Raw genomic sequence first — 18,395 nt, 5'->3', positions numbered from 1 at the left:
TCAGGCCGCGCAGTCGCGGCAGATCGGCTGGCCGTTCTTGGTCTCGGCGGCCAGCTGGCTGCGGTGGTGCACGAGGAAGCAGCTCATGCAGGTGAACTCGTCCGCCTGACGAGGCAGCACCCGGACGGACAACTCCTCATTGGAAAGGTCCGCACCGGGCAGCTCGAGTCCCTCGGCCTGCTCGAACTCGTCGACGTCGACCGTGGACGCCGACTTGTCGTTCCGCCGGGCCTTCAGTTCCTCGATGCTGTCCTCGTTGACGTCATCGTCGGTCTTGCGTGGGGTGTCGTAATCCGTTGCCATGTCGCTCTCCCCCTCTGGGTGTCTGTGGTGTCTCCAGCGCACGTAACGCGTGAGAGGCCGGACTTGTGCCCGACCCGAGGCGGAGATTTTGCCTCACATCAAGGTCTGTTACTCAATCGACACCCAACCGCACCCCTGAAGAGGTGATCGGGTTGGATGGCCATCGGGACCGTACACGGTCCGAATGTCGCACTCGCATGCGCCATGACGTGTACTTCCCGTGATCACGGTCCCCGAAAACCCGGATTTTCCCGACTTTCCGTCAACCGCGACGATCACGCAGAGTATATGGCCGGAAAATCGCCCATGTGATCGATCACACAGCCTACCTCGGGTGGGCGGATCACGAAAATTCCGCCCAAAGCGAACACTCCCGGACAGGCCCCCGGCCTCGGGTTTCCCGGCGTCAGACCGGGAGCACCACCCGCATCACCAGGCCTCCTCCCTCGCGCGGCTCCGCCGCGATCCTGCCGCCATGGGCGCGCGCCACCGACCGCGCGATCGACAGCCCGAGGCCGACGCCCTTGTCGCTGCCGGTGCGCTCGGTACGGAGCCGGCGGAAGGGTTCGAAAATGTTGTCCATCTCGTAGGCGGGGACCACCGGACCGGTGTTCGCCACCACCAGCACGGCCTGACCCGGCCGGCTCTCGGTGGTGACCTCGACCCAGCCGTCCTCCGCGATGTTGTACCGCACCGCGTTCTGGACGAGGTTCAGCGCGATCCGCTCGAGCAGCACTCCGTTGCCCTGGACCACCGCCGGAGCGCGCTGTCCGCGCAGCTCCACGCCCTTGCCCTCGGCCTCCGCCCGGACCTGCTCCAGCGCCTGAGAGGCCACCTCGGCGAGATCCACCGGCTTGCGGTCGACGATCTCGTTGTCGCTGCGGGCGAGCAGCAGCAGGCCCTCCACCAACTGCTCGCTGCGCTCGTTGGTGGCCAGCAGTGTCTTGCCGAGCTGGACCAACTCCGGGGACGCCTGCGGGTCCGAGAGCTGCACCTCCAGCAGGGTGCGGTTGATCGCCAGCGGGGTGCGCAGCTCGTGCGAGGCGTTGGCGACGAACCGCTGCTGGGCGGTGAACGCCCGGTCCAGGCGCTCCAGCATCTCGTCGAAGGTGTCGGCGAGCTCCTTGAGCTCGTCGTCCGGGCCGTCCAGCTCGATCCGGCGGGACAGGTCCGAGCCCGCCACCTGGCGCGCGGTGCGGGTGATCCGGCCGAGCGGCGAGAGCACCCGCCCGGCCATCGCGTAGCCGAAGGCGAAGGCGATCACGGACAGGCCCAGGAGGGCTATCAGAGAGCGGCGCAGCAGCCCGTCCAGGGCCAGCTGGCGCTGCTCCTTCATGCAGGTGTTCAGGACCGCGTTGAACTGGTCCGGGCTGCTCTGGCCGATGATCTCGGGGCAGGTGTTGTTGGTCGGCTGGACACTGCCGCCGACCAGTTTGAACGGCAGCTCGTTGCCGACGTGCAGGGCCTGGGCGGCCAGCAGGTAGATGATCGTCAGCAGCACCACCCCGGCGATCAGGAACATCCCGCCGTACAGCAGGGTGAGCCGTATCCGGATCGTGGGGCGCAGCCAGGGGTTGGGGCGCGAGGCGCCCTGGGGGTCCCAGCTGGGCTTGGGCGGTGCCGTGGGCGGCAGCGGGGTCGGAGTCGTCGCCATGCCGGATCAGATCCGGTAACCCGAGCCGGGGACGGTGACGATCACCGCGGGCTCGCCCAGCTTGCGGCGCAGGGTCATCACCGTCACCCGCACCACATTGGTGAACGGATCGGTGTTCTCGTCCCAGGCCTTCTCCAGCAGCTGCTCCGCGGAGACCACGGCGCCCTCGCTGCGCATGAGCACCTCCAGGACCGCGAACTCCTTCGGCGCCAGCTGGATCTCCTTGCCGTCCCGGAACACCTCGCGGCGATTGGGGTCCAGCTTGATCCCGGCGCGCTCCAGGACGGGCGGCAGGGCGACGGTCGTCCGGCGGCCGAGCGCACGCACCCGCGCGATCAGTTCGCTGAAGGCGAAGGGCTTGGGCAGATAGTCGTCCGCGCCGATCTCCAGGCCCTCCACGCGGTCGCTGACGTCGCCGGAGGCGGTGAGCATCAGGACCCGGGTGGGGATGCCGAGTTCGACGATCTTGCGGCAGACGTCATCGCCGTGCACGAGGGGCAGGTCCCGGTCGAGGACGACGACGTCGTAGTCGTTGACGGCGATGCGCTCCAAGGCGGCAGCTCCGTCATACACGACGTCGACGGCCATGGCCTCCCGGCGTAGTCCGGTGGCCACCGCATCGGCGAGCAGCTGCTCGTCCTCGACGACGAGTACGCGCACGTCGTTAGTCCTTCCTTGATTGCCGCACTGGGCATGATCTCGCCAAACTCGATGATTGTTCGGCGCCTCCATCCTGCCTCGAAGTCTCATAAACCGGCGGTAAGAGGGATCGCCTCGGGATCCCGGGGACCGATCTTGGACGCGGTGGTGGGGGCGGCAGCGGCTGGAACGCCGAATTCAGATTCTTTCGGGGCCCGAGGTTTCCGCCCAGGACGGGGTGGGGAGGACGACTGCACACCCGCGATCACGCCTTGTCTCCGGCATCTCTGACTGTCGTTGCCGTCGGCAAGGGCCACGCACGTGATCGTCCCGCCGTCGGCACACCCCCGTGCCACCGACCCACGACGAGGGGGCGCACATGGACGCGTTCACCGCAGGCATTCTGCAGCGCATAGAGAACACCAAGACCGATCTCATTCGCGCCCGTGAGACGGGCGACGACTTTCTTGTGGACGTGGAGCAGTCGGAGCTGGAAGACCTCCGTCGCCTCGCCGCCGAGCACGGTGTCGAAGTAAGCGCCTCGTTTGCTTGATCCCTTGCGGATTCCGGACCCGATCCAGATCCGGATTCCCTCCATGTAGCCGATTCCCATTGAGCTCCGGATGGTGATCCAGAAAACATCCGGTAACCACGCCGAAGCGCCCCGGTGTCCTCGTGACGCCGGGGCGTTTCCGTGTGTGGGCGGGGATGTGGACCGACGGCGCATGGCCCCGGGGGGATCAGTCGGGGGGATCGCCCCCGGGGGGATCCCCGGGGGGATCAGTCGTGCCAGGCGCCCAGGTCGTCCAGAAGCCCCCTCAGCGGCTCGAAAAGGCCGGGGGCGGCGGCGATGGTCAGCTCCGTGGAGGCAGGGACGCCAGGCCGCCCTCCGGTGAGCGCGCCCGCCTCGCGCGCTATGAGCGCACCGGCCGCGAAGTCCCAGGGGTTGAGCCCGCGCTCGTAGTAGCCGTTGAGCCGGCCGCAGGCCACATCGGACAGGTCGATGGCGGCCGATCCGCCGCGCCGGATGTCCCGCACCCGCGGCAACACCTCGTTGAGCACCCTGGCCTGCCCGATGCGGCGCTCGCGTACGTACCCGAAGCCGGTGCCGATCAGCGACTCCTCCAGCGGGGCCGCGGGGCGGCAGTGCACCGGCTCCCCGTTCAGCCGGGCGCCCTGGCCCAGGACCGCCTGGAAGGTCTCGCCGCGCATCGGGGCGGTCACCACCCCGACGACCGTCTCGCCGTCCTTCTCGGCGGCGATGCTGACCGCCCACGACGGCAGCCCGTAGAGGTAGTTCACCGTGCCGTCGAGCGGGTCGACCACCCAGCGCACCCCGCTGCTGCCCTCGCTGTCGGCGCCCTCCTCCCCGAGCACTCCGTCCTGCGGGCGGCGGCGCGCGAGGAGGTCGGTGATCAGCTTCTCGGCGGCGATGTCCATCTCGGTGACGACGTCGATCGGGCTGGTCTTGGTGGCCGCCACCCCGAGGTCGGCCGGGCGGCCGTCGCGCAGCAGGTCCCCCGCGCCACGGGCGGCCTCCAGCGCCGTCTCGAGGAGTTCGGTCATGAGCGGGTCGGTCATCGTGCTCCTTGGCGGATGGCCCGGACGGGCGGCGGGGGTGGCGGGGGCGGGGACGCTCAGTCCGAGCCCGCGGCGGCGGGGCGCGGCGAGCGGGCCGGACAGCAGCCCACCGGGCACACGTCATGGCTCGGGCCGAGTGCGCCCAGGGCACAGCGCTCCGGGGCGGCCGCGGCCCGGTCCTCGGCGAAACGCTCGGTGGCCGCACGCTCCAGCACCAGATCGCGCACGCCCGCGGCGAACCGCGGATCGGCGCCGACGGTCGAGGCGCGGGAGACCGGCAGACCGAGCTCGGCGGCCTTGGCCGTGGCCTCGGTGTCGAGGTCGTACTTGACCTCCATATGGTCCGAGACGAAGCCGATCGGGACCATGACGACGGCGGGCACGCCCTCGCCGTGCAGCTCCTCGAGGTGATCGCAGATGTCCGGCTCCAGCCAGGGGATGTGCGGCGCGCCGCTGCGCGACTGGTAGACCAGCCGCCAGGGGTGCGGGGCGCCGGTCTCCTCGCGCACCGCGTCGGCGATCAGCCGGGCCACATCGAGGTGCTCGGCGACATACGCGCCCCCCTCCCCGTCCTCCGTGTGCGCCTCCACCGGGCCCGAGGTGTCGGCGGCGGCGGTCGGGATGGAGTGCGTGGTGAAGGCGAGATGGGCGCCGGCGCGGTGCTCCTCGGACAGCTCGGCGAGGGCGGCCAGCGTGGCGTCCACCATGGGCCGCACGAAGCCGGGGTGGTTGAAGTAGTGCCGCAGCTTGTCGACGCGCGGCAGCGGCAGGCCCTCGCCCTCCAGGGCGGCCAGGGCGTCCGCGAGGTTCTCGCGGTACTGGCGGCAGCCGGAGTACGAGGCGTAGGCGCTGGTGGCCAGCACCAGGATGCGGCGGTGGCCGTCGGCGGTCATCTCGCGCAGGGTGTCGGTCAGATACGGCGCCCAGTTGCGATTGCCCCAGTAGACCGGCAGGTCCAGGCCGTGCTCGGCGAAGTCCTTGCGCAGCGCGTGCAGCAGCTCGCGGTTCTGCGCGTTGATCGGGCTGACCCCGTCGAAGAGGAAGTAATGCCGGCCGACCTCCTTCAGCCGCTCGCGGGGGATGCCCCGCCCGCGCGTGACGTTCTCCAGGAACGGCACGACGTCCTCGGGGCCTTCCGGCCCGCCGAAGGAGAGCAACAGCAGTGCGTCATAGGGGTCGGGGGAAGGCTGTACTGACTGATCCGGCATGCCTCCGATCCTGCCACCAGCCGCTGACAGGCGGGAAACGGCCCTGCGCGAACCAGGGACATGCCCGTAATCTGTATCAGCTCGTACGATCCTTACCCTGCTCACGGCGGAGCCTGCCTTGCCCAGTACCAGCCCCTATCGTGCGATCTTCGCCGCCCCCGGAACCAAGGGGTTCTCCGCGGCCGGCTTCCTCGGGCGGATGACGCTGTCCATGGCGGGCATCGGCGTGGTCACCATGGTCTCCGAACTCACCGGCCGGTACGGGCTCGCGGGCGCCCTGTCGGCCACGCTGGCGCTCTCCGCCGCCTCCATCGGCCCGCAGATCTCCCGGCTGGTCGACCGGCACGGCCAGCGCCGGGTGCTGCGCCCGGCGACCCTCGTGGCGCTCACCGCCGTCTGCGGGCTGCTGCTGAGCGCGCACCGGGGCTGGCCGGACTGGACGCTGTTCGTCTTCGCCGCGGGGGCCGGCTGTGTGCCCAGCGTGGGCTCCATGGTGCGGGCCCGCTGGGCGGCGATCTACGGGGACTCCCCGCGCGAGCTGCACGCCGCGTACGCCTGGGAGTCCATCGTCGACGAGGTCTGCTTCATCCTCGGGCCGGTCATCTCGATCGGGCTGTCCACCACCTGGTTCCCGGAGGCGGGCCCGCTGCTGGCCGCCTGCTTCCTGGCGGCCGGGGTCTTCTCGCTGACCGCCCAGCGGGCCACCGAGCCCGTACCGCATCCGCGCGGGCAGCACACCGGCCGTTCGGCACTGCGCTCGCGCGGGCTCCAGGTGCTGGTGGTCACCTTCGTGGCGACCGGCGCGATCTTCGGGGCGATCGACGTGGTGACGGTGGCCTTCGCCGAGGACGAGGGCCACAAGGGCGCGGCGAGCCTGGTCCTGGCGGTGTACGCGCTGGGCTCCTGTCTCGCCGGCGCGATCTTCGGGCTGCTGCGCCTGAGCGGATCGGTGTCCCGTCGTTGGTTGTGGGGTATTTGTGCGATCGCCGTGAGTATGATCCCGCTCCAACTGGTCGGGAACCTGCCGTTCCTGGCCGTGGCGCTCTTCGTCGCGGGCCTGGCCATCGCACCCACGATGGTCACCACCATGGCCCTCGTCGAACGCCACGTACCACGCGCGCATCTGACCGAGGGGATGACCTGGGTGAGCACCGGGCTCGCGGTCGGGGTGGCGCTCGGCTCGTCGGCCGCCGGATGGGTGGTGGACGCGGCCGGCGCCCGGGCGGGGTACGCGGTGCCGGCCGTGGCCGGGGTGTTCGCGGCGGCGGTGGCGTTCCTCGGGTACCGCCGGCTGCGGCCGGCGCCACAGCGGGAGGGGTCGGGTGCGGATGGCCGTCAAGACCATGAAGACCGTACGGAGCAGCGTGTGGCGTAACTGGGCGGGGAATGTGACGGCCCGCCCGGTGCGGAGCGTCGCGCCGTCGTCCACTCAGGAGCTGGCCGAGGTGGTCCGCCGGGCCGCGGCGGAGGGGCTGAGGGTGAAGGCGGTGGGCTCCGGGCACTCCTTCACCACCGCGGCCGCCACCGACGGGCTGCTGATACGCCCCGGCCGCATGGTGGGCGTGCGCGGGCTGGACCGCGAGGCGGGGACCGTGACCGTCGCGGCCGGCACCCCGCTCCGGCAGCTCAACGAGACGCTGACGGCCCATGGGCTGTCGCTGGCCAATATGGGCGACATCATGGAGCAGACGGTGGCCGGGGCGACCGCCACCGGCACCCATGGCACCGGCCGGGACAGCGCCTCGATCGCCGCCCAGATCAAGGGCCTGGAGCTGGTGACGGCGGACGGTTCGGTGCTGCGCTGCTCGGCTACGGAGAACCCGGAGATCTTCGCGGCCGCCCGGATCGGGCTCGGCTCGCTCGGCGTGGTCAGCGCGATCACCTTCGCCGTGGAACCGGAGTTCCTGCTCACCGCGCGCGAGGAGCCGATGTCCTTCGACCGCGTCATGGCCGATTTCGACAGGCTCGTGGCCGAGAACGAGCACTTCGAGTTCTACTGGTTCCCGCACACCGGCAACTGCAACACCAAGCGCAACAACCGCAGCACCGGCCCCGCCGCCCCGGTGGGCCGGGTCAGCGGCTGGGTGGACGACGAGCTGTTGTCCAACGGCATCTTCCAGGTGGCCTGTTCGGTGGGCCGGGCGGTCCCCGCCACCATCCCCGGAATCGCCAAAATCTCCAGCCGCGCCCTGTCTGCCCGGACCTACACCGACATCCCTTACAAAGTCTTCACCTCTCCGCGCCGAGTGCGCTTCCTGGAGATGGAGTACGCCGTGCCGCGCGAGGCCGCGGTCACGGTGCTGCGCGAGCTCAAGTCGACCGTCGACCGGTCCGGACTGCGGGTCAGCTTCCCGGTGGAGGTGCGCACCGCGCCCGCCGACGACATCCCGCTGTCCACCGCCTCCGGGCGCGAGACCGCGTACATCGCCGTCCATCTGTACCGGGGCACCCCGCACCGGGCGTACTTCACGGCGGCCGAGCAGATCATGATCGCCCACGGCGGCCGCCCGCACTGGGGCAAGCTGCACAGCCGCGACGCCGGCTACCTGTCCGGGGTCTATCCGCGGTTCGGGGAGTTCACGGCGGTACGCGACCGGCTGGACCCGGACCGGCTGTTCACCAACGACTATCTGCGGCGGGTGCTGGGCGACTGACGCCTCACGGCCCGGCGGTGGCGCCGGGCGTGGGCGTGGCGTCACCGGAACCATCCATTCCGTCCTCCGTGGCACCGCCGGACGGGGTCCGGGACGGGCCGGGGGTGGCGGGCGCGGAGGTGCCGGGGGCGGTTGTGCCCCCGGTGCCGCTCCCGGGGCCGGAGCCCTTGCCGGACTCGGATGATCCGGATGAATCGGGCGTCGATGCGGTCGACGCGTCGGCCGTGCCGCCCCCGCGGGAGGTGCGCGGCGACGGTGCCGGATCGCCGCCGCCCCGGGAGGCGCCGGGGGTCCGGGACGGGGCGGCCGGGCCGCGGCGCGCGGGGCCGGGGGTGGAATTCGAACCGGAGGAGCCGCCCACGCTGTCGCTGACGGTGGTTCCGCCCCGGCTCTCCCCCCAGACGTTGGACACCGGGCCTCCGGAGAACATCTCGATCCCCGTGATGACGCTCATGGCGAGGACGAAGACCGCCAGCGCTCCGAGGACGTGGCGCCGCCTCCCCCGCAGCCGGGTGCCGTGGGTGGTCGGCTCGCCGTACTCGCCGGCCGGTCCCTTCCGCCGGAGCGTGACGGGCCCGGCGGGCCGCCGGGGCCCCGTCTGGACCCGCACCTCCTTGATCTGCTCACCGGTGCGGTGGAACAGATGTTGGAAGACCGTGCCGCCCGCGGTCGCCACCACGCTCATCACACCGGCGCCCAGGATCGTCCCGTAGACGCCGAGTTTGGAGGCGAGGACCGCGGCGGCGATGGCCGCCAGTGCGCTGCCGGCCACATGGGCCACGCTCAGCTCGATCCGTCCGCTTTTGAGTTGTCCGTCGCCGTCGGCCTTGCCGTGCATCTACCGCCTCGCTTGGACATTCGTTCCAGCCTGCAGGGAGAAGTGACCGATAAACGAAGCAGATCGTTCCGATTCTGTCGATTCTGTGAAACTTGCCACCCAAATTGGGCCTCACTTCGAAGGATTCAGGCTCCGATCCCCCTTCCGGCCATGAACTCGGCTGGCGTGCCGCTCCACCCGAGCGGCCCGAATGGAGTACTGTGGCGAGCCCTGGCCCCGCTTTCCCGTCCGGCCGCCCGGACCCAGCGGGAGGGGTCAGAAGGCGGCAACCAACCGGCCCGGGCAACTCGGCAAAGTTGTGGCAGGCTGCACCCGGGCAGGCCACACTCGTCTAGCGGGAGAGCAGCGACGCAACCGTGACGTCGGCAGGCACCACCCGGGAGGTCCCCATGCCCGAACTGCGTGTCGTGGCCGTCAGCAACGACGGCACACGGCTGGTGCTCAAGGCTGCGGACAGCACGGAGTACACGCTTCCCATCGACGAGCGACTGCGCGCCGCGGTGCGCAATGACCGCGCTCGGCTCGGCCAGATCGAGATCGAGGTCGAGAGCCATCTGCGGCCCCGTGACATCCAGGCCCGTATACGTGCCGGCGCCACCGCCGAAGAGGTCGCACAGATGGCGGGCATCCCCGTCGACCGCGTGCGGCGCTTCGAGGGCCCGGTGCTGGCGGAGCGCGCCTTCATGGCCGAGCGCGCCCGTAAGACTCCCGTGCGCCGCCCCGGCGAGAACACCGGACCGCAGCTCGGCGAGGCCGTAGCGGAGCGGCTGCTGCTGCGCGGCGCCGAGAAGGACACCACGCAGTGGGACTCCTGGCGGCGCGACGACGGCACCTGGGAGGTGCTGCTGGTCTACCGGGTCGCCGGTGAGCCGCATTCGGCGAGCTGGACCTACGACCCGCCCCGGCGGCTGGTCCAGGCGGTGGACGACGAGGCGCGGGCGCTGATCGGCGAGGCCGACGACACGCCCGAGCCCAGCTTCCCGTTCGTGCCGCGGATCGCCCGGCTGCCGCGTGACCGGGATCGGGACCGCGACCGGCCGTCGTCCGAGCGCTTCGACGACGACTCCCCTGCGGCCACGCCCGCGTCCGCCTCGCTGGACGACGGTCTCGGTGAGCGGGACTCGCTCACCAGCCTGCTGGAGGCCGTGCCCAACTTCCGGGGCGACATGGTCGTGCCGGAGGCGCCCGTCGCGTCGGCCGCTCCGCCGGAGGAGCCCGACGAGGAGCCGGAGGCCGTCGAGCCGCCCGCCTCCGCGGCGAGCGCGGGTTCGGCGTACGCGGATGTGCTGATGCCGCGTTCGGTGGCGGGCCACCGCGACCGGCTGACCGGTACGACGGACCGGCAGGCGGAGGCGGACGGCGTCCGTCCGGGCCGCCGGGCCGCGGTGCCGAGCTGGGACGAGATCGTCTTCGGCACCCGCCGCAAGAAGCAGGAGTAGCAGCGAACGAAGGAAGCCGCCGGCCGCACCACGGCCGGCGGCGGCCGATCCGGGCCCTGCCACCGCATGCCGGTGGCAGGGCCCGTCGGCGTGTTCAGCCCCGCTCGGGGCCCGTGGCCACCGGACGGCCGCCGTCCGAGGACCATTCGCTCCAGGAGCCGACGTACAGCGCCGCCGGAACGCCCGCCACGGCCAGCGCCAGGACCTGGTGCGCGGCCGAGACCCCGGAGCCGCAGTACACCCCGACCTCGGCGTCCTCGGTGGCGCCCAGAGCCGCGAACCGCTCGGCCAGCCGGTCGGCGGGCAGGAAGTGACCGTCGGCGGTGACGTTCTCCACCGTGGGGGCGGAGACCGCGCCGGGGATATGGCCGCCGACGGGGTCGATGGGCTCGACCTCGCCCCGGTAGCGCTCGGCCGCGCGCGCGTCCAGCAGCACCCCGCGCCGCGCGAGCGCCGCCGCGTCGTCGGCCTCCAGCAGCGGCAGGGCCCCTGGCCGCGGGACGAAGTCGCCCTCGGGCGCCTCCGGTTCATCGGTGGACAGGGCGCCGCCGACCGCCGTCCAGGCGGGCAGACCTCCGTCGAGCACCCTTACGGACGGATGCCCCGCCCAGCGCAGCAGCCACCACGCGCGCGCCGCGGCCCACCCCTGTCCGCCGTCGTACGCCACTACGCGCCGGTCCTGACGTACCCCGGCCCGGCGCATCGCGGCCGCGAACGCGGAAAGATCGGGCAAGGGATGGCGGCCGGTCTTTCCGGGCGGGGCCGCGAGCTCGGTGTCGAGATCGACGTAGACGGCACCCGGCAGATGCCCCGCCTCGTATGCGGGGCGGCCGGGCGGCCCGCCGAGCTGCCAGCGCACATCGAGCAGGAGCGGAGGCTGCTCCTCCGCCAGCTCACTCATGAGATCGGATGCGGTGATGATGGCATGCATAGGAACCATCCTTGCGTAGATATCTCTGCGTCGATTGGACCACCCCGTCACCCGGTGTACGGCTGGGTGACACCCGAGCGCAATGAAGCCGAAACGGACGTGCGGTAGTAATTCAGACATTCTGCTGCGGGGCGCGACGAATTGCGGTTCCGCCAGGGCGCCATGTGCGACAGGTGGTGAAAACATCGGTCGGGCCCCCCGCATCAGCACCTCCGCACGACCGCCCCGCGCCGCCGACCGGCCCGGGGCCGCATGTCCACCACGATGGTCCGAGGAGAGAATGACGTATGACCGAGGCAGCGACTCGGCGCACACCGGGCACGCCCTGCTGGACGAGTCTGATGGTGCACAGCCTTGCCGCGACACAGGACTTCTACCACTCCCTGTTCGGCTGGGAGTTCACACCGGGCCCACAGCAGCTCGGCGCGTATGTCCGCGCGGTCCAGGGCGGCCGGCCGGTCGCCGGGTTGAGCGAGCTGCCTCCGGAACGCCATTTGCCCGTGGCCTGGACGACCTATCTGGCGTCCGACGACGCCGATGAGACCGCCGAGATGATCCGCGCCTGTGGCGGCACCGTGGCGGTGGGCCCGCTGGACGCCGACGAGGCCGGCCGGATGCTGATCGCCGCCGACCCCGAGGGCGCGGTGTTCGGGGTGTGGCAGGAGTCCACGGACGCGGCGCAGGAGACCGGGGCCCCGGGCACCCCGGTCTGGCACGAGCTGCTGACCCGTGAGGGCACCGGGGTCCACAAGTTCTACCGGATGGTCTTCGGCTACCAGGCGGAGACGGCGGCCGGGGAGGAGCCGGGCTGCCGCACCCTGCACCTGGACGGCCGGCCGGTCTGCGCGATCCAGAGCGTGGGCGACGCCCTGCCCCGCGACCGGGGCCCGTACTGGATGACGCACTTCGCGGTGGAGGATGTGGACGACACGGTGCGCCGGGTGACCGAGCTGGGCGGTCAGGTGGTACGGCCGCCGTCGCGGGGAGCCACCGGCCACCTGGCCACGGTGCGGGACCCGGAAGGGGCCGCCTTCACCGTCGTACGGCGCGCCGAGGGATAGGCGGGAGCGCCGGCCGGAGGGCCAGGGGATGTGGGGCTGAGAGGCTGATCAACGGGAGCCCCCCTGCTCAGTCGACGGGCAGCACATCCGGCGACAGGGCGGCGGCGCGCTCTCCGGCGGCCGTCATCCGGCGCCGGTGGTGACGTCGGCACAGCACCTCGTAACCGACCTCGCTCTCCGGCCGGTTGACGTCGCCCACGACGACCTGGGCGCCCTCGACGACCATCTCGCCGCCGACGGTACGGGCGTTGTGCGTCGCCCGGGCGCCGCACCAGCACAGCGCCTCCACCTGCAGCACCTCCACCCGGTCGGCGAGCTCCACCAGGCGCTGGGAGCCGGGGAAGAGCTTGCTGCGGAAGTCGGTGGTGATGCCGAAGGCGAAGACGTCCAGCTCCAGATCGTCGACCACCCGGGCGAGTTGGTCGATCTGTGGCGGAATCAGGAACTGCGCCTCGTCCACGATGACGTAGTCGACCCGGCCCCCGGCGGTCAGCGCCTGGACCACATGGTCGTAGAAGTCCAGGTCGTCGGCGACCTCGACCGCCTCGGTGGCCAGCCCCAGCCGTGAGGAGAGCTTGCCCTCGCCCGCCCGGTCGTCCCGGGTGTAGATCATGCCCTGGAGCCCTCGCGCCGAGCGGTTGTGCTGGATCTGCAGAGCGAGGGTGCTCTTTCCGCAGTCCATCGTTCCGGAAAAGAACACCAGCTCGGGCATGGGGAGGCGGAGCCTTTCGTAGGGCGGGGGGTGAACGGGGTTGCTCAGGAACGTACTTCGAGGAGCGGCACCAGCTGCTCCACGGGGGTCATCGAACCGTGCAGCCCGACCATGGCGGACTCCTTCGGCTCGGTGTGCGAGGCGACGATCGCGACGTCGTCGCGGGCGGCGGCCACGATATCGCCGATCCGCCGGTACACCCGGTCGTCGACGCCCTTACCGCCGCCATCGGCACCGCCGGGCCCGCCGAACCAACCCGCCTCGATGGCCTCGTCACGCCCGGCCACCCACATCCGCTCCCCCAGCACCTCACGCCAGACGGCCAGCACATCGCCCGCGGCGCCGGGGACGGCGTACACATGGCGGGCGCGGCCCTCGCCGCCCAGCAGCGAGACGCCCGCGCGCAGCTCCCAGTCCTCGTCGAAGTCGATGCGCGACTCCGGGTCGAAGGGGATGTCGATCATGCCGTGGTCGGCGGTGACATAGAGCGCCGAGCGGGGCGGGAGCTGTTCGGCCAGACGCTGGGCGAGCCCGTCGACATAGCGGAGCTGATCACGCCACTCGGGCGAGTCCACGCCGAAGCGGTGCCCCTTGCCGTCCACCTCGCTGTAGTACGTGTAGACGAGCGAGCGGCCCGCGGCGCCGAGTTGCTCGGCCGCGAGGTCCATCCGCTCCTCGCCGGTGAGCCGCCCGTGGAAGGTGCCGCCGCTCAACGCGATCTTGGTGAGCGGGGTCTCGGCGAAGGTCGGCGCGGAGACCTGGCAGGTGTGCACGCCCGCGGCATCCGCGAGCTGGAAGACGGTCGGATACGGCTGCCAGGCGTGCGGATCCGTCCAGGGCTGCCAGCGCAGCTGGTTCATCAGCTGGCCGGTGCCGGGGTCCCGCACCGTATAGCCGGGCAGGCCATGGGCGCCGGGAGGCAGTCCGGTGCCCACCGAGGCGAGCGAGGTCGCGGTGGTGGACGGGAAGCCCGCGGTGAGCGGCTGCCCGGCACCGCCCAGCGAACTGGGCAGCAGCGAGGTCAGGAAGGGCGCCTCGCCGGGGTGGGCGCGCAACAGCTCCCAGCCGAGGCCGTCGACCAGGAAGACGCAGACGCGGTCGGCGGGGGCGAGCGCCAGATCGGAGGAGAGCCCGGGGACCTCCTGGCCCGCGGCGACGGCGGGCAGCAGATCGGCGAGCGAGCCGGTGCCGTATTTCGGCAGCGGGGCGGAGCGCGGGTCGAGCGGGCTGGGCTCGGGCCAGAAGGAGGCGGCGGAGGGCAGCGGGCCGGTGGCGGAGCCGGACATCAGCGGCCGGTGTCCGGCGTGGCCGCGGTGGCCTCGGAGAGCGCCTGGGCGAAGGCGAGCGTCTGGCGGACGGTGTCGGGGCCGTCCCCCGCCTCGCTGACCCGCAGGCTGAGGTCGTCGGCGGTGGACGAGCCCGTGTAGCCGTGGTCGGCCTCGCAGTTGGGGTCGCCGCAGGCGGCGGGCTCCAGGTCGAGGCGGCTGACGGCCCCCCAGCCGATGGTCAGCACGACCTCGCGGGGCAGCGTGCCCGGTGCGTACGACTCGGGGTTGGCGACGACCCGGCTGAGCACGACCGAGGAGATCCGCTGGAGCTTCACCGACTCGGTGGAGGTGGTGGCGTACGGCGACGGGGAGGTGCCGTCCGCGGCCTGCTCGTCGGTGTGGCTGACGATGAAGCGATTGCCGGTGAGGACCAGGACCGTGACATGGCGGCGGACCTCGTTGGCGTCGAAGGTGGTCTCCTGATGGACCAGGTACGACACGATGGGCTCACCGCCCACGGCGGCCTCCACCGCTTCGGCCACGAGTGCCGGGTAATAGCCGCTGCGCTCGATCGCCGCGCGCAGCCCCTGGGTCGTCGTACCGGTCTTCGCCATGTGCACCATCCTACGGGGCCGCGCCGACACCGGCGCCGGTGCCCGCCAAGGCGCCGGGGGACTCAGTAGGCGGGCATGTGGCGGGGGCCCAGGTCGGTGCGCGGGGGCGGCGGGGCGAGCCGCGCCGAGGCGCCGAGCACGGAGAGGCCCTGCTGGGCGACCACGACGGGTTCGAGGTCGACGGCGACCATCTCGGGATGGTCGTCCACCAGGCGGGACACCCGCAGCAGCAGCTCCTCCAGGGCCGCGGTGTCCACCGGCTTGGAGCCGCGCCAGCCGAACAGCAGCGGCGCGGTCCGGATGGACCGGATGAGCTCGGCGGCGTCCCGGCCGGTGACCGGGACGAGGCCGTGGGCGGTGTCGCCGAGCAGTTCGGAGGGGGCGCCGGCGAGCCCGAAGGAGAGCACGGCCCCGGCGGCGGGGTCGATGGCGGCCCGTACGACGGTGTCCACGCCGCGGGGCGCCATCCGCTGCACGACCAGCCCCAGTTCCTCGGGCCGGCCCAGGTAGTCGGTCAACTCGGCGTAGGCCCGGCGCAGTTCCGTCTCGCTGCCCAGCTCAAGACGTACGCCGCCCAGGTCGGCGCGGTGGCGCAGATGGGCGGCGGTGGGCTTGAGCGCGACCGGGAAGCCGAGCCGCTCGGCGGCCCGCACGGCGGCGTCGGGGTCGGGCGCGGGGAGGGCGGGCAGCACGCTGACGCCGTAGCGGGCCAGGAGGCGCTGGGTGTCGGCGGCGGACAGCTCGACGCCGAGGCCCGCGTCGTCGCCGGTCCCGCCGCCCGCGCCGTCGGCCCTACGGTCGCCGGGCCCGGCTCCTGTGGCTTCGCTCTTACCGTCGCCGGGACCGCTGCCCGTGACTTCGCTCTTACCGTCGCCGGGCCCGCCGCCCGCGCCGTCGTCCGGGGTGCCGTCGGCCGGGGCGAGCAGCACCTGGATGTCGGCGGCCGCACCCACCTCGTCGATGTCGTCGTACTCGGGGACCCGCCCGGGCTCGGCGGCCTCCTGCCGCCAGCGCGCGTACCGCACGGCCTCGGCGAGCGCGCGCACGGCCCGCTCGGCGGCGGGGTAGGCGGGGATCCGGCGGGTGCCGGGGGCGGGCTCGCCACCGGTGCCGGCCAGTGCCTCCGCGAGCTCCTGGATCTCCAGGTGGACCACGGCCACCGGTTTGGCCGGACCGGGCCCGGCACCCTGGGCCGCCTCTCTTACGGCCGTGGCGAGTGCCTCCGCGCTGCCGTCGCCGTCCCCAGGGCCGGCATTTCCGTCGCCGACCGAGGGGATGGCGGTGACCACGACGGCGTCGCAGGCGTCGTCGGTAAGGGCCTCGGTCAGGGCGCGCCGGAAGTCGTCCGGCGCGGCGGCCGTGGTCAGGTCGCGGGGCGGCAGCGGGCGGAGCCCCTCGGTGAGGCAGGCGTCGTAGGTGATCAGGCCGAGCGACTCGGAGTTGCCGAGGATGGCGACGCGCGGACCGGCGGGCAGCGGCTGGGAGGCGAGCAGCACCCCGGTGTCGGCGAGTTCGGTGACGGTGTCGACCCGGATGACGCCCGCCTGCCGCAGCAGATCGGAGACGGTGGCGTCCGGGATCTGGGTGGTGGGCACGGCATGGCCGGTGGGGGCGCTGCCGGTGTGGCGGGCGCCCTTGACGACGACCACCGGTTTGACGGCGGCGGTGCGCCGGGCGAGCCGGGTGAACTTGCGGGGATTGCCGATCGACTCCAGGTACATCAGGACGACATCGGTGCGCGGATCGTCGTACCAGTACTGGAGGAGGTCGTTGCCCGAGACATCGGCGCGGTTCCCCGCGGAGACGAAGGTCGATATCCCCGCGATCCCGGCGAGGCTCGCCAGCCCGGCGCCGCGCCGGTGCAGCCCGGACAGCAGCGCGATACCGATCGCCCCGGACTGGGTGAACAGGCCCAGCCGCCCGGGGTTGGGGAGCTGCGGGGACAGGGAGGCGTTCAGCCGGACGCCCTCGGCGGTGTTGCTGACGCCGAAGGCGTTGGGGCCGATCACGCGCATGCCGTACGACCGGGCCTGGCGGACGAGGTCGCGCTGCCGGTCGCGGCCCTCGCTCCCGCTCTCGGCGTATCCCGCGGAGAGCACGACGAGGCCCTGGACGCCGTGCTCTCCGCATTCGGCCACGACGGCGGGCACCCGGTCGGCGGGGACGGCGACGACTGCGAGGTCCACGGGCTCCTCTATGGCGCGCAGCGAGCGGTGCGCCGGGACGCCCTCGGGCGCGAGGTGCGCCATGTCGTCGGGGAAGGCGTGGTTGACGGCGTGGACGCGCCCCGTGAAGCCGCCGTCCAGGAGGTTGCGCAGCACGGTGCGGCCGACGCCGCCGGGCGTGCGGCTGGTGCCGATGACGGCGACGGAGCCGGGCGCGAGCAGCCGCTGGACGGAGCGGGCCTCGGCCCGCTGCTCGCGGGCGCGCATGACGGCCAGGGAGCGGTCGGTGGGTTCCAGATCGAATTCGAGGCGGACGACGCCGTCCTCGAAGCTGCGCTTCTGGGTGTAGCCCGCGTCCGTGAACACCTTGATCATCTTGGTGTTGGCGGGCAGCACCTCGGCGGCGAACCGGCGGATGTCCCGCTCGCGCGCGACGGCGGCGATGTGTTCGAGGAGCGCGGAGGCCACCCCGCGACCCTGGTGGGCGTCCTGGACGAGGAAGGCGACCTCGGCCTCGTCGGCGGGGGCCGCGGCCGGCATCCCCCGTCCGTCGATGCGGTCGTAGCGCACCGTGGCGATGAACTCATCCCCCACGATGGCCGCCAGGCCCACCCGGTCGACGTAGTCGTGGTGGGTGAAGCGGTGGACATCGCGGTCGGACAGGCGGGGGTAGGGCGCGAAGAAGCGGTAGTACTTCGACTCGTCCGACACCCGTTCGTAGAAGCTGACCAGCCGCTGGGCGTCATCAGGGGTGATGGGACGGATCTGTGCCGTGCCGCCGTCCCGGAGCACCACATCGGCTTCCCAGTGGGTCGGGTAGGCGTGATGGTCCGACGGGCTCCGCATGGGGCCCAGGGTACGGGCCCGCCCGGTCCGGATGGTGGACACCCTTGCGTCGGGGCCGAGTGTCGGGGGAAGGTCCGTATCGGGCCAGTCCGGGCATGCCCGGGCTCACTCGGACATCGACCGGGTGAATCCGGACACCGTATGATTTTGGTCTAGACAACAGCACCCGTCACACCTGAAGGGCAACACCATGGCTGAGCGCCGCGTCACCATCGGCTGGGCCGAGGGCCTGCACGCCCGCCCTGCGTCGATCTTCGTCCGGGCGGCCACCGCCGCCGGCGTCCCCATCACGATCGCCAAGGGCGACGGCACCCCGGTCAACGCCGCCTCCATGCTGGCCGTGCTGGGCCTGGGCGCCCAGGGCGGCGAGGAGGTCGTCCTCGCCTCCGACGCGGACGATGCCGAGGTCGCGCTCGACCGGCTGGCGAAGCTGGTGGCGGAGGGCCTCGAGGAGCTTCCCGAGACCGTCTGATCCACCGCCC

General features: G+C 72.2%; 17 protein-coding genes. 6 read left to right on the top strand and 11 right to left on the bottom strand.

What is annotated here, in order from left to right:
- The 3 genes from BLV72_RS26040 to BLV72_RS26030 form a co-directional block, all read right to left on the bottom strand.
- A complete protein-coding gene (locus BLV72_RS26040) occupies positions 1 to 303 on the bottom strand; it encodes a DUF4193 domain-containing protein (protein WP_009714537.1) in 303 nt (100 codons plus the stop codon).
- Positions 304 to 709: 406 nt separating this feature from the next.
- A complete protein-coding gene (locus BLV72_RS26035; RefSeq protein WP_093465211.1) occupies positions 710 to 1,957 on the bottom strand; it encodes a sensor histidine kinase in 1,248 nt (415 codons plus the stop codon).
- Positions 1,958 to 1,963: 6 nt separating this feature from the next.
- Entirely contained in the window at positions 1,964 to 2,617 is a 654-nt protein-coding gene (locus tag BLV72_RS26030) for a response regulator transcription factor (RefSeq protein WP_014055413.1), read from the bottom strand.
- Between the two features lie 358 nt (positions 2,618 to 2,975).
- Between BLV72_RS26030 and BLV72_RS48050 the strand changes: the two genes are divergently transcribed.
- The gene (locus tag BLV72_RS48050) at positions 2,976 to 3,149 is read left to right on the top strand and encodes a hypothetical protein (protein ID WP_014055412.1); all 174 of its coding nucleotides are present in this window, start codon (positions 2,976 to 2,978) and stop codon (positions 3,147 to 3,149) included.
- Positions 3,150 to 3,376: 227 nt separating this feature from the next.
- Here BLV72_RS48050 and BLV72_RS26025 read toward each other — a convergent pair whose 3' ends face one another.
- Positions 3,377 to 4,177, bottom strand: a complete 801-nt coding sequence (locus BLV72_RS26025) for an inositol monophosphatase family protein (protein ID WP_093470547.1) — start codon at positions 4,175 to 4,177, stop codon at positions 3,377 to 3,379.
- A 56-nt stretch (positions 4,178 to 4,233) separates the two neighbouring features.
- Entirely contained in the window at positions 4,234 to 5,385 is a 1,152-nt protein-coding gene (locus BLV72_RS26020) for a ferrochelatase (protein ID WP_093465210.1), read from the bottom strand.
- Between the two features lie 118 nt (positions 5,386 to 5,503).
- Between BLV72_RS26020 and BLV72_RS26015 the strand changes: the two genes are divergently transcribed.
- Both BLV72_RS26015 and BLV72_RS26010 read left to right on the top strand, forming a co-directional pair.
- Positions 5,504 to 6,760, top strand: coding sequence for an MFS transporter (locus BLV72_RS26015; RefSeq protein ID WP_093465208.1), 1,257 nt, complete (start codon positions 5,504 to 5,506; stop codon positions 6,758 to 6,760).
- The gene (locus BLV72_RS26010; RefSeq protein WP_208905730.1) at positions 6,714 to 8,039 is read left to right on the top strand and encodes a D-arabinono-1,4-lactone oxidase; all 1,326 of its coding nucleotides are present in this window, start codon (positions 6,714 to 6,716) and stop codon (positions 8,037 to 8,039) included. Before BLV72_RS26015 ends, BLV72_RS26010 begins: the two co-directional genes overlap by 47 nt.
- Before the next feature lie 4 nt (positions 8,040 to 8,043).
- On the opposite strand, the gene BLV72_RS26005 is transcribed toward BLV72_RS26010, so the two are convergent.
- Positions 8,044 to 8,877: a hypothetical protein gene (locus BLV72_RS26005; protein ID WP_093465207.1), complete on the bottom strand. Its 834-nt coding sequence runs from the start codon at positions 8,875 to 8,877 to the stop codon at positions 8,044 to 8,046.
- Between the two features lie 356 nt (positions 8,878 to 9,233).
- Here BLV72_RS26005 and sepH point away from each other — a divergent pair, with 356 nt between their 5' ends.
- Positions 9,234 to 10,316 carry a septation protein SepH gene (gene sepH, locus BLV72_RS26000; RefSeq protein WP_078505186.1) on the top strand — a complete coding sequence of 361 codons (1,083 nt, stop codon included), beginning with the start codon at positions 9,234 to 9,236 and terminating at the stop codon, positions 10,314 to 10,316.
- Between the two features lie 94 nt (positions 10,317 to 10,410).
- On the opposite strand, the gene BLV72_RS25995 is transcribed toward sepH, so the two are convergent.
- Positions 10,411 to 11,247, bottom strand: coding sequence for a sulfurtransferase (locus BLV72_RS25995; RefSeq protein ID WP_093465205.1), 837 nt, complete (start codon positions 11,245 to 11,247; stop codon positions 10,411 to 10,413).
- Positions 11,248 to 11,534: 287 nt separating this feature from the next.
- Here BLV72_RS25995 and BLV72_RS25990 point away from each other — a divergent pair, with 287 nt between their 5' ends.
- Positions 11,535 to 12,308, top strand: coding sequence for a VOC family protein (locus BLV72_RS25990; protein WP_093465204.1), 774 nt, complete (start codon positions 11,535 to 11,537; stop codon positions 12,306 to 12,308).
- 67 nt (positions 12,309 to 12,375) lie between these two features.
- Here the strand turns inward: BLV72_RS25990 and BLV72_RS25985 are convergent, their stop codons facing one another.
- The 4 genes from BLV72_RS25985 to BLV72_RS25970 form a co-directional block, all read right to left on the bottom strand.
- Positions 12,376 to 13,020, bottom strand: a complete 645-nt coding sequence (locus tag BLV72_RS25985; RefSeq protein ID WP_093465202.1) for a thymidine kinase — start codon at positions 13,018 to 13,020, stop codon at positions 12,376 to 12,378.
- Between the two features lie 44 nt (positions 13,021 to 13,064).
- On the bottom strand, positions 13,065 to 14,306 hold the full coding sequence (locus BLV72_RS25980; protein WP_093465201.1) for an alkaline phosphatase family protein: 1,242 nt from the start codon (positions 14,304 to 14,306) through the stop codon (positions 13,065 to 13,067).
- Complete coding sequence (locus tag BLV72_RS25975; RefSeq protein ID WP_093465199.1) at positions 14,306 to 14,902, bottom strand: DUF5998 family protein; 597 nt, start codon at positions 14,900 to 14,902, stop codon at positions 14,306 to 14,308. The genes BLV72_RS25980 and BLV72_RS25975 overlap by 1 nt, the downstream gene beginning before the upstream one ends.
- A gap of 62 nt (positions 14,903 to 14,964) precedes the next feature.
- Complete coding sequence (locus BLV72_RS25970) at positions 14,965 to 17,913, bottom strand: bifunctional acetate--CoA ligase family protein/GNAT family N-acetyltransferase (protein WP_093470545.1); 2,949 nt, start codon at positions 17,911 to 17,913, stop codon at positions 14,965 to 14,967.
- A 190-nt stretch (positions 17,914 to 18,103) separates the two neighbouring features.
- Between BLV72_RS25970 and BLV72_RS25965 the strand changes: the two genes are divergently transcribed.
- Positions 18,104 to 18,385 carry an HPr family phosphocarrier protein gene (locus BLV72_RS25965; RefSeq protein ID WP_020867963.1) on the top strand — a complete coding sequence of 94 codons (282 nt, stop codon included), beginning with the start codon at positions 18,104 to 18,106 and terminating at the stop codon, positions 18,383 to 18,385.
- The last annotated feature ends 10 nt before the right edge of the window (positions 18,386 to 18,395 follow it).

Source organism: Streptomyces melanosporofaciens (assembly GCF_900105695.1).
Classification (GTDB): Bacteria; Actinomycetota; Actinomycetes; order Streptomycetales; family Streptomycetaceae; genus Streptomyces; species Streptomyces antimycoticus.
The sequence above is the reverse complement of the archived record's forward strand: the minus strand, read 5'-3'. Positions and strand labels throughout refer to the sequence as shown.

What these genes read in the sequence shown, in the direction of transcription:
- BLV72_RS26040 (WP_009714537.1), bottom strand. Translation starts at nt 303, where the DNA reads ATGGCAACGGATTACGACACCCCACGCAAGACCGACGATGACGTCAAC.
- BLV72_RS26035 (WP_093465211.1), bottom strand. Translation starts at nt 1,957, where the DNA reads ATGGCGACGACTCCGACCCCGCTGCCGCCCACGGCACCGCCCAAGCCC.
- BLV72_RS48050 (WP_014055412.1), top strand. Translation starts at nt 2,976, where the DNA reads ATGGACGCGTTCACCGCAGGCATTCTGCAGCGCATAGAGAACACCAAG.
- BLV72_RS26025 (WP_093470547.1), bottom strand. Translation starts at nt 4,177, where the DNA reads ATGACCGACCCGCTCATGACCGAACTCCTCGAGACGGCGCTGGAGGCC.
- BLV72_RS26020 (WP_093465210.1), bottom strand. Translation starts at nt 5,385, where the DNA reads ATGCCGGATCAGTCAGTACAGCCTTCCCCCGACCCCTATGACGCACTG.
- BLV72_RS26010 (WP_208905730.1), top strand. Translation starts at nt 6,714, where the DNA reads ATGGCCGTCAAGACCATGAAGACCGTACGGAGCAGCGTGTGGCGTAAC.
- BLV72_RS26005 (WP_093465207.1), bottom strand. Translation starts at nt 8,877, where the DNA reads ATGCACGGCAAGGCCGACGGCGACGGACAACTCAAAAGCGGACGGATC.
- BLV72_RS25995 (WP_093465205.1), bottom strand. Translation starts at nt 11,247, where the DNA reads ATGCATGCCATCATCACCGCATCCGATCTCATGAGTGAGCTGGCGGAG.
- BLV72_RS25990 (WP_093465204.1), top strand. Translation starts at nt 11,535, where the DNA reads ATGACCGAGGCAGCGACTCGGCGCACACCGGGCACGCCCTGCTGGACG.
- BLV72_RS25985 (WP_093465202.1), bottom strand. Translation starts at nt 13,020, where the DNA reads ATGCCCGAGCTGGTGTTCTTTTCCGGAACGATGGACTGCGGAAAGAGC.
- BLV72_RS25980 (WP_093465201.1), bottom strand. Translation starts at nt 14,306, where the DNA reads ATGTCCGGCTCCGCCACCGGCCCGCTGCCCTCCGCCGCCTCCTTCTGG.
- BLV72_RS25975 (WP_093465199.1), bottom strand. Translation starts at nt 14,902, where the DNA reads ATGGCGAAGACCGGTACGACGACCCAGGGGCTGCGCGCGGCGATCGAG.
- BLV72_RS25970 (WP_093470545.1), bottom strand. Translation starts at nt 17,913, where the DNA reads ATGCGGAGCCCGTCGGACCATCACGCCTACCCGACCCACTGGGAAGCC.
- BLV72_RS25965 (WP_020867963.1), top strand. Translation starts at nt 18,104, where the DNA reads ATGGCTGAGCGCCGCGTCACCATCGGCTGGGCCGAGGGCCTGCACGCC.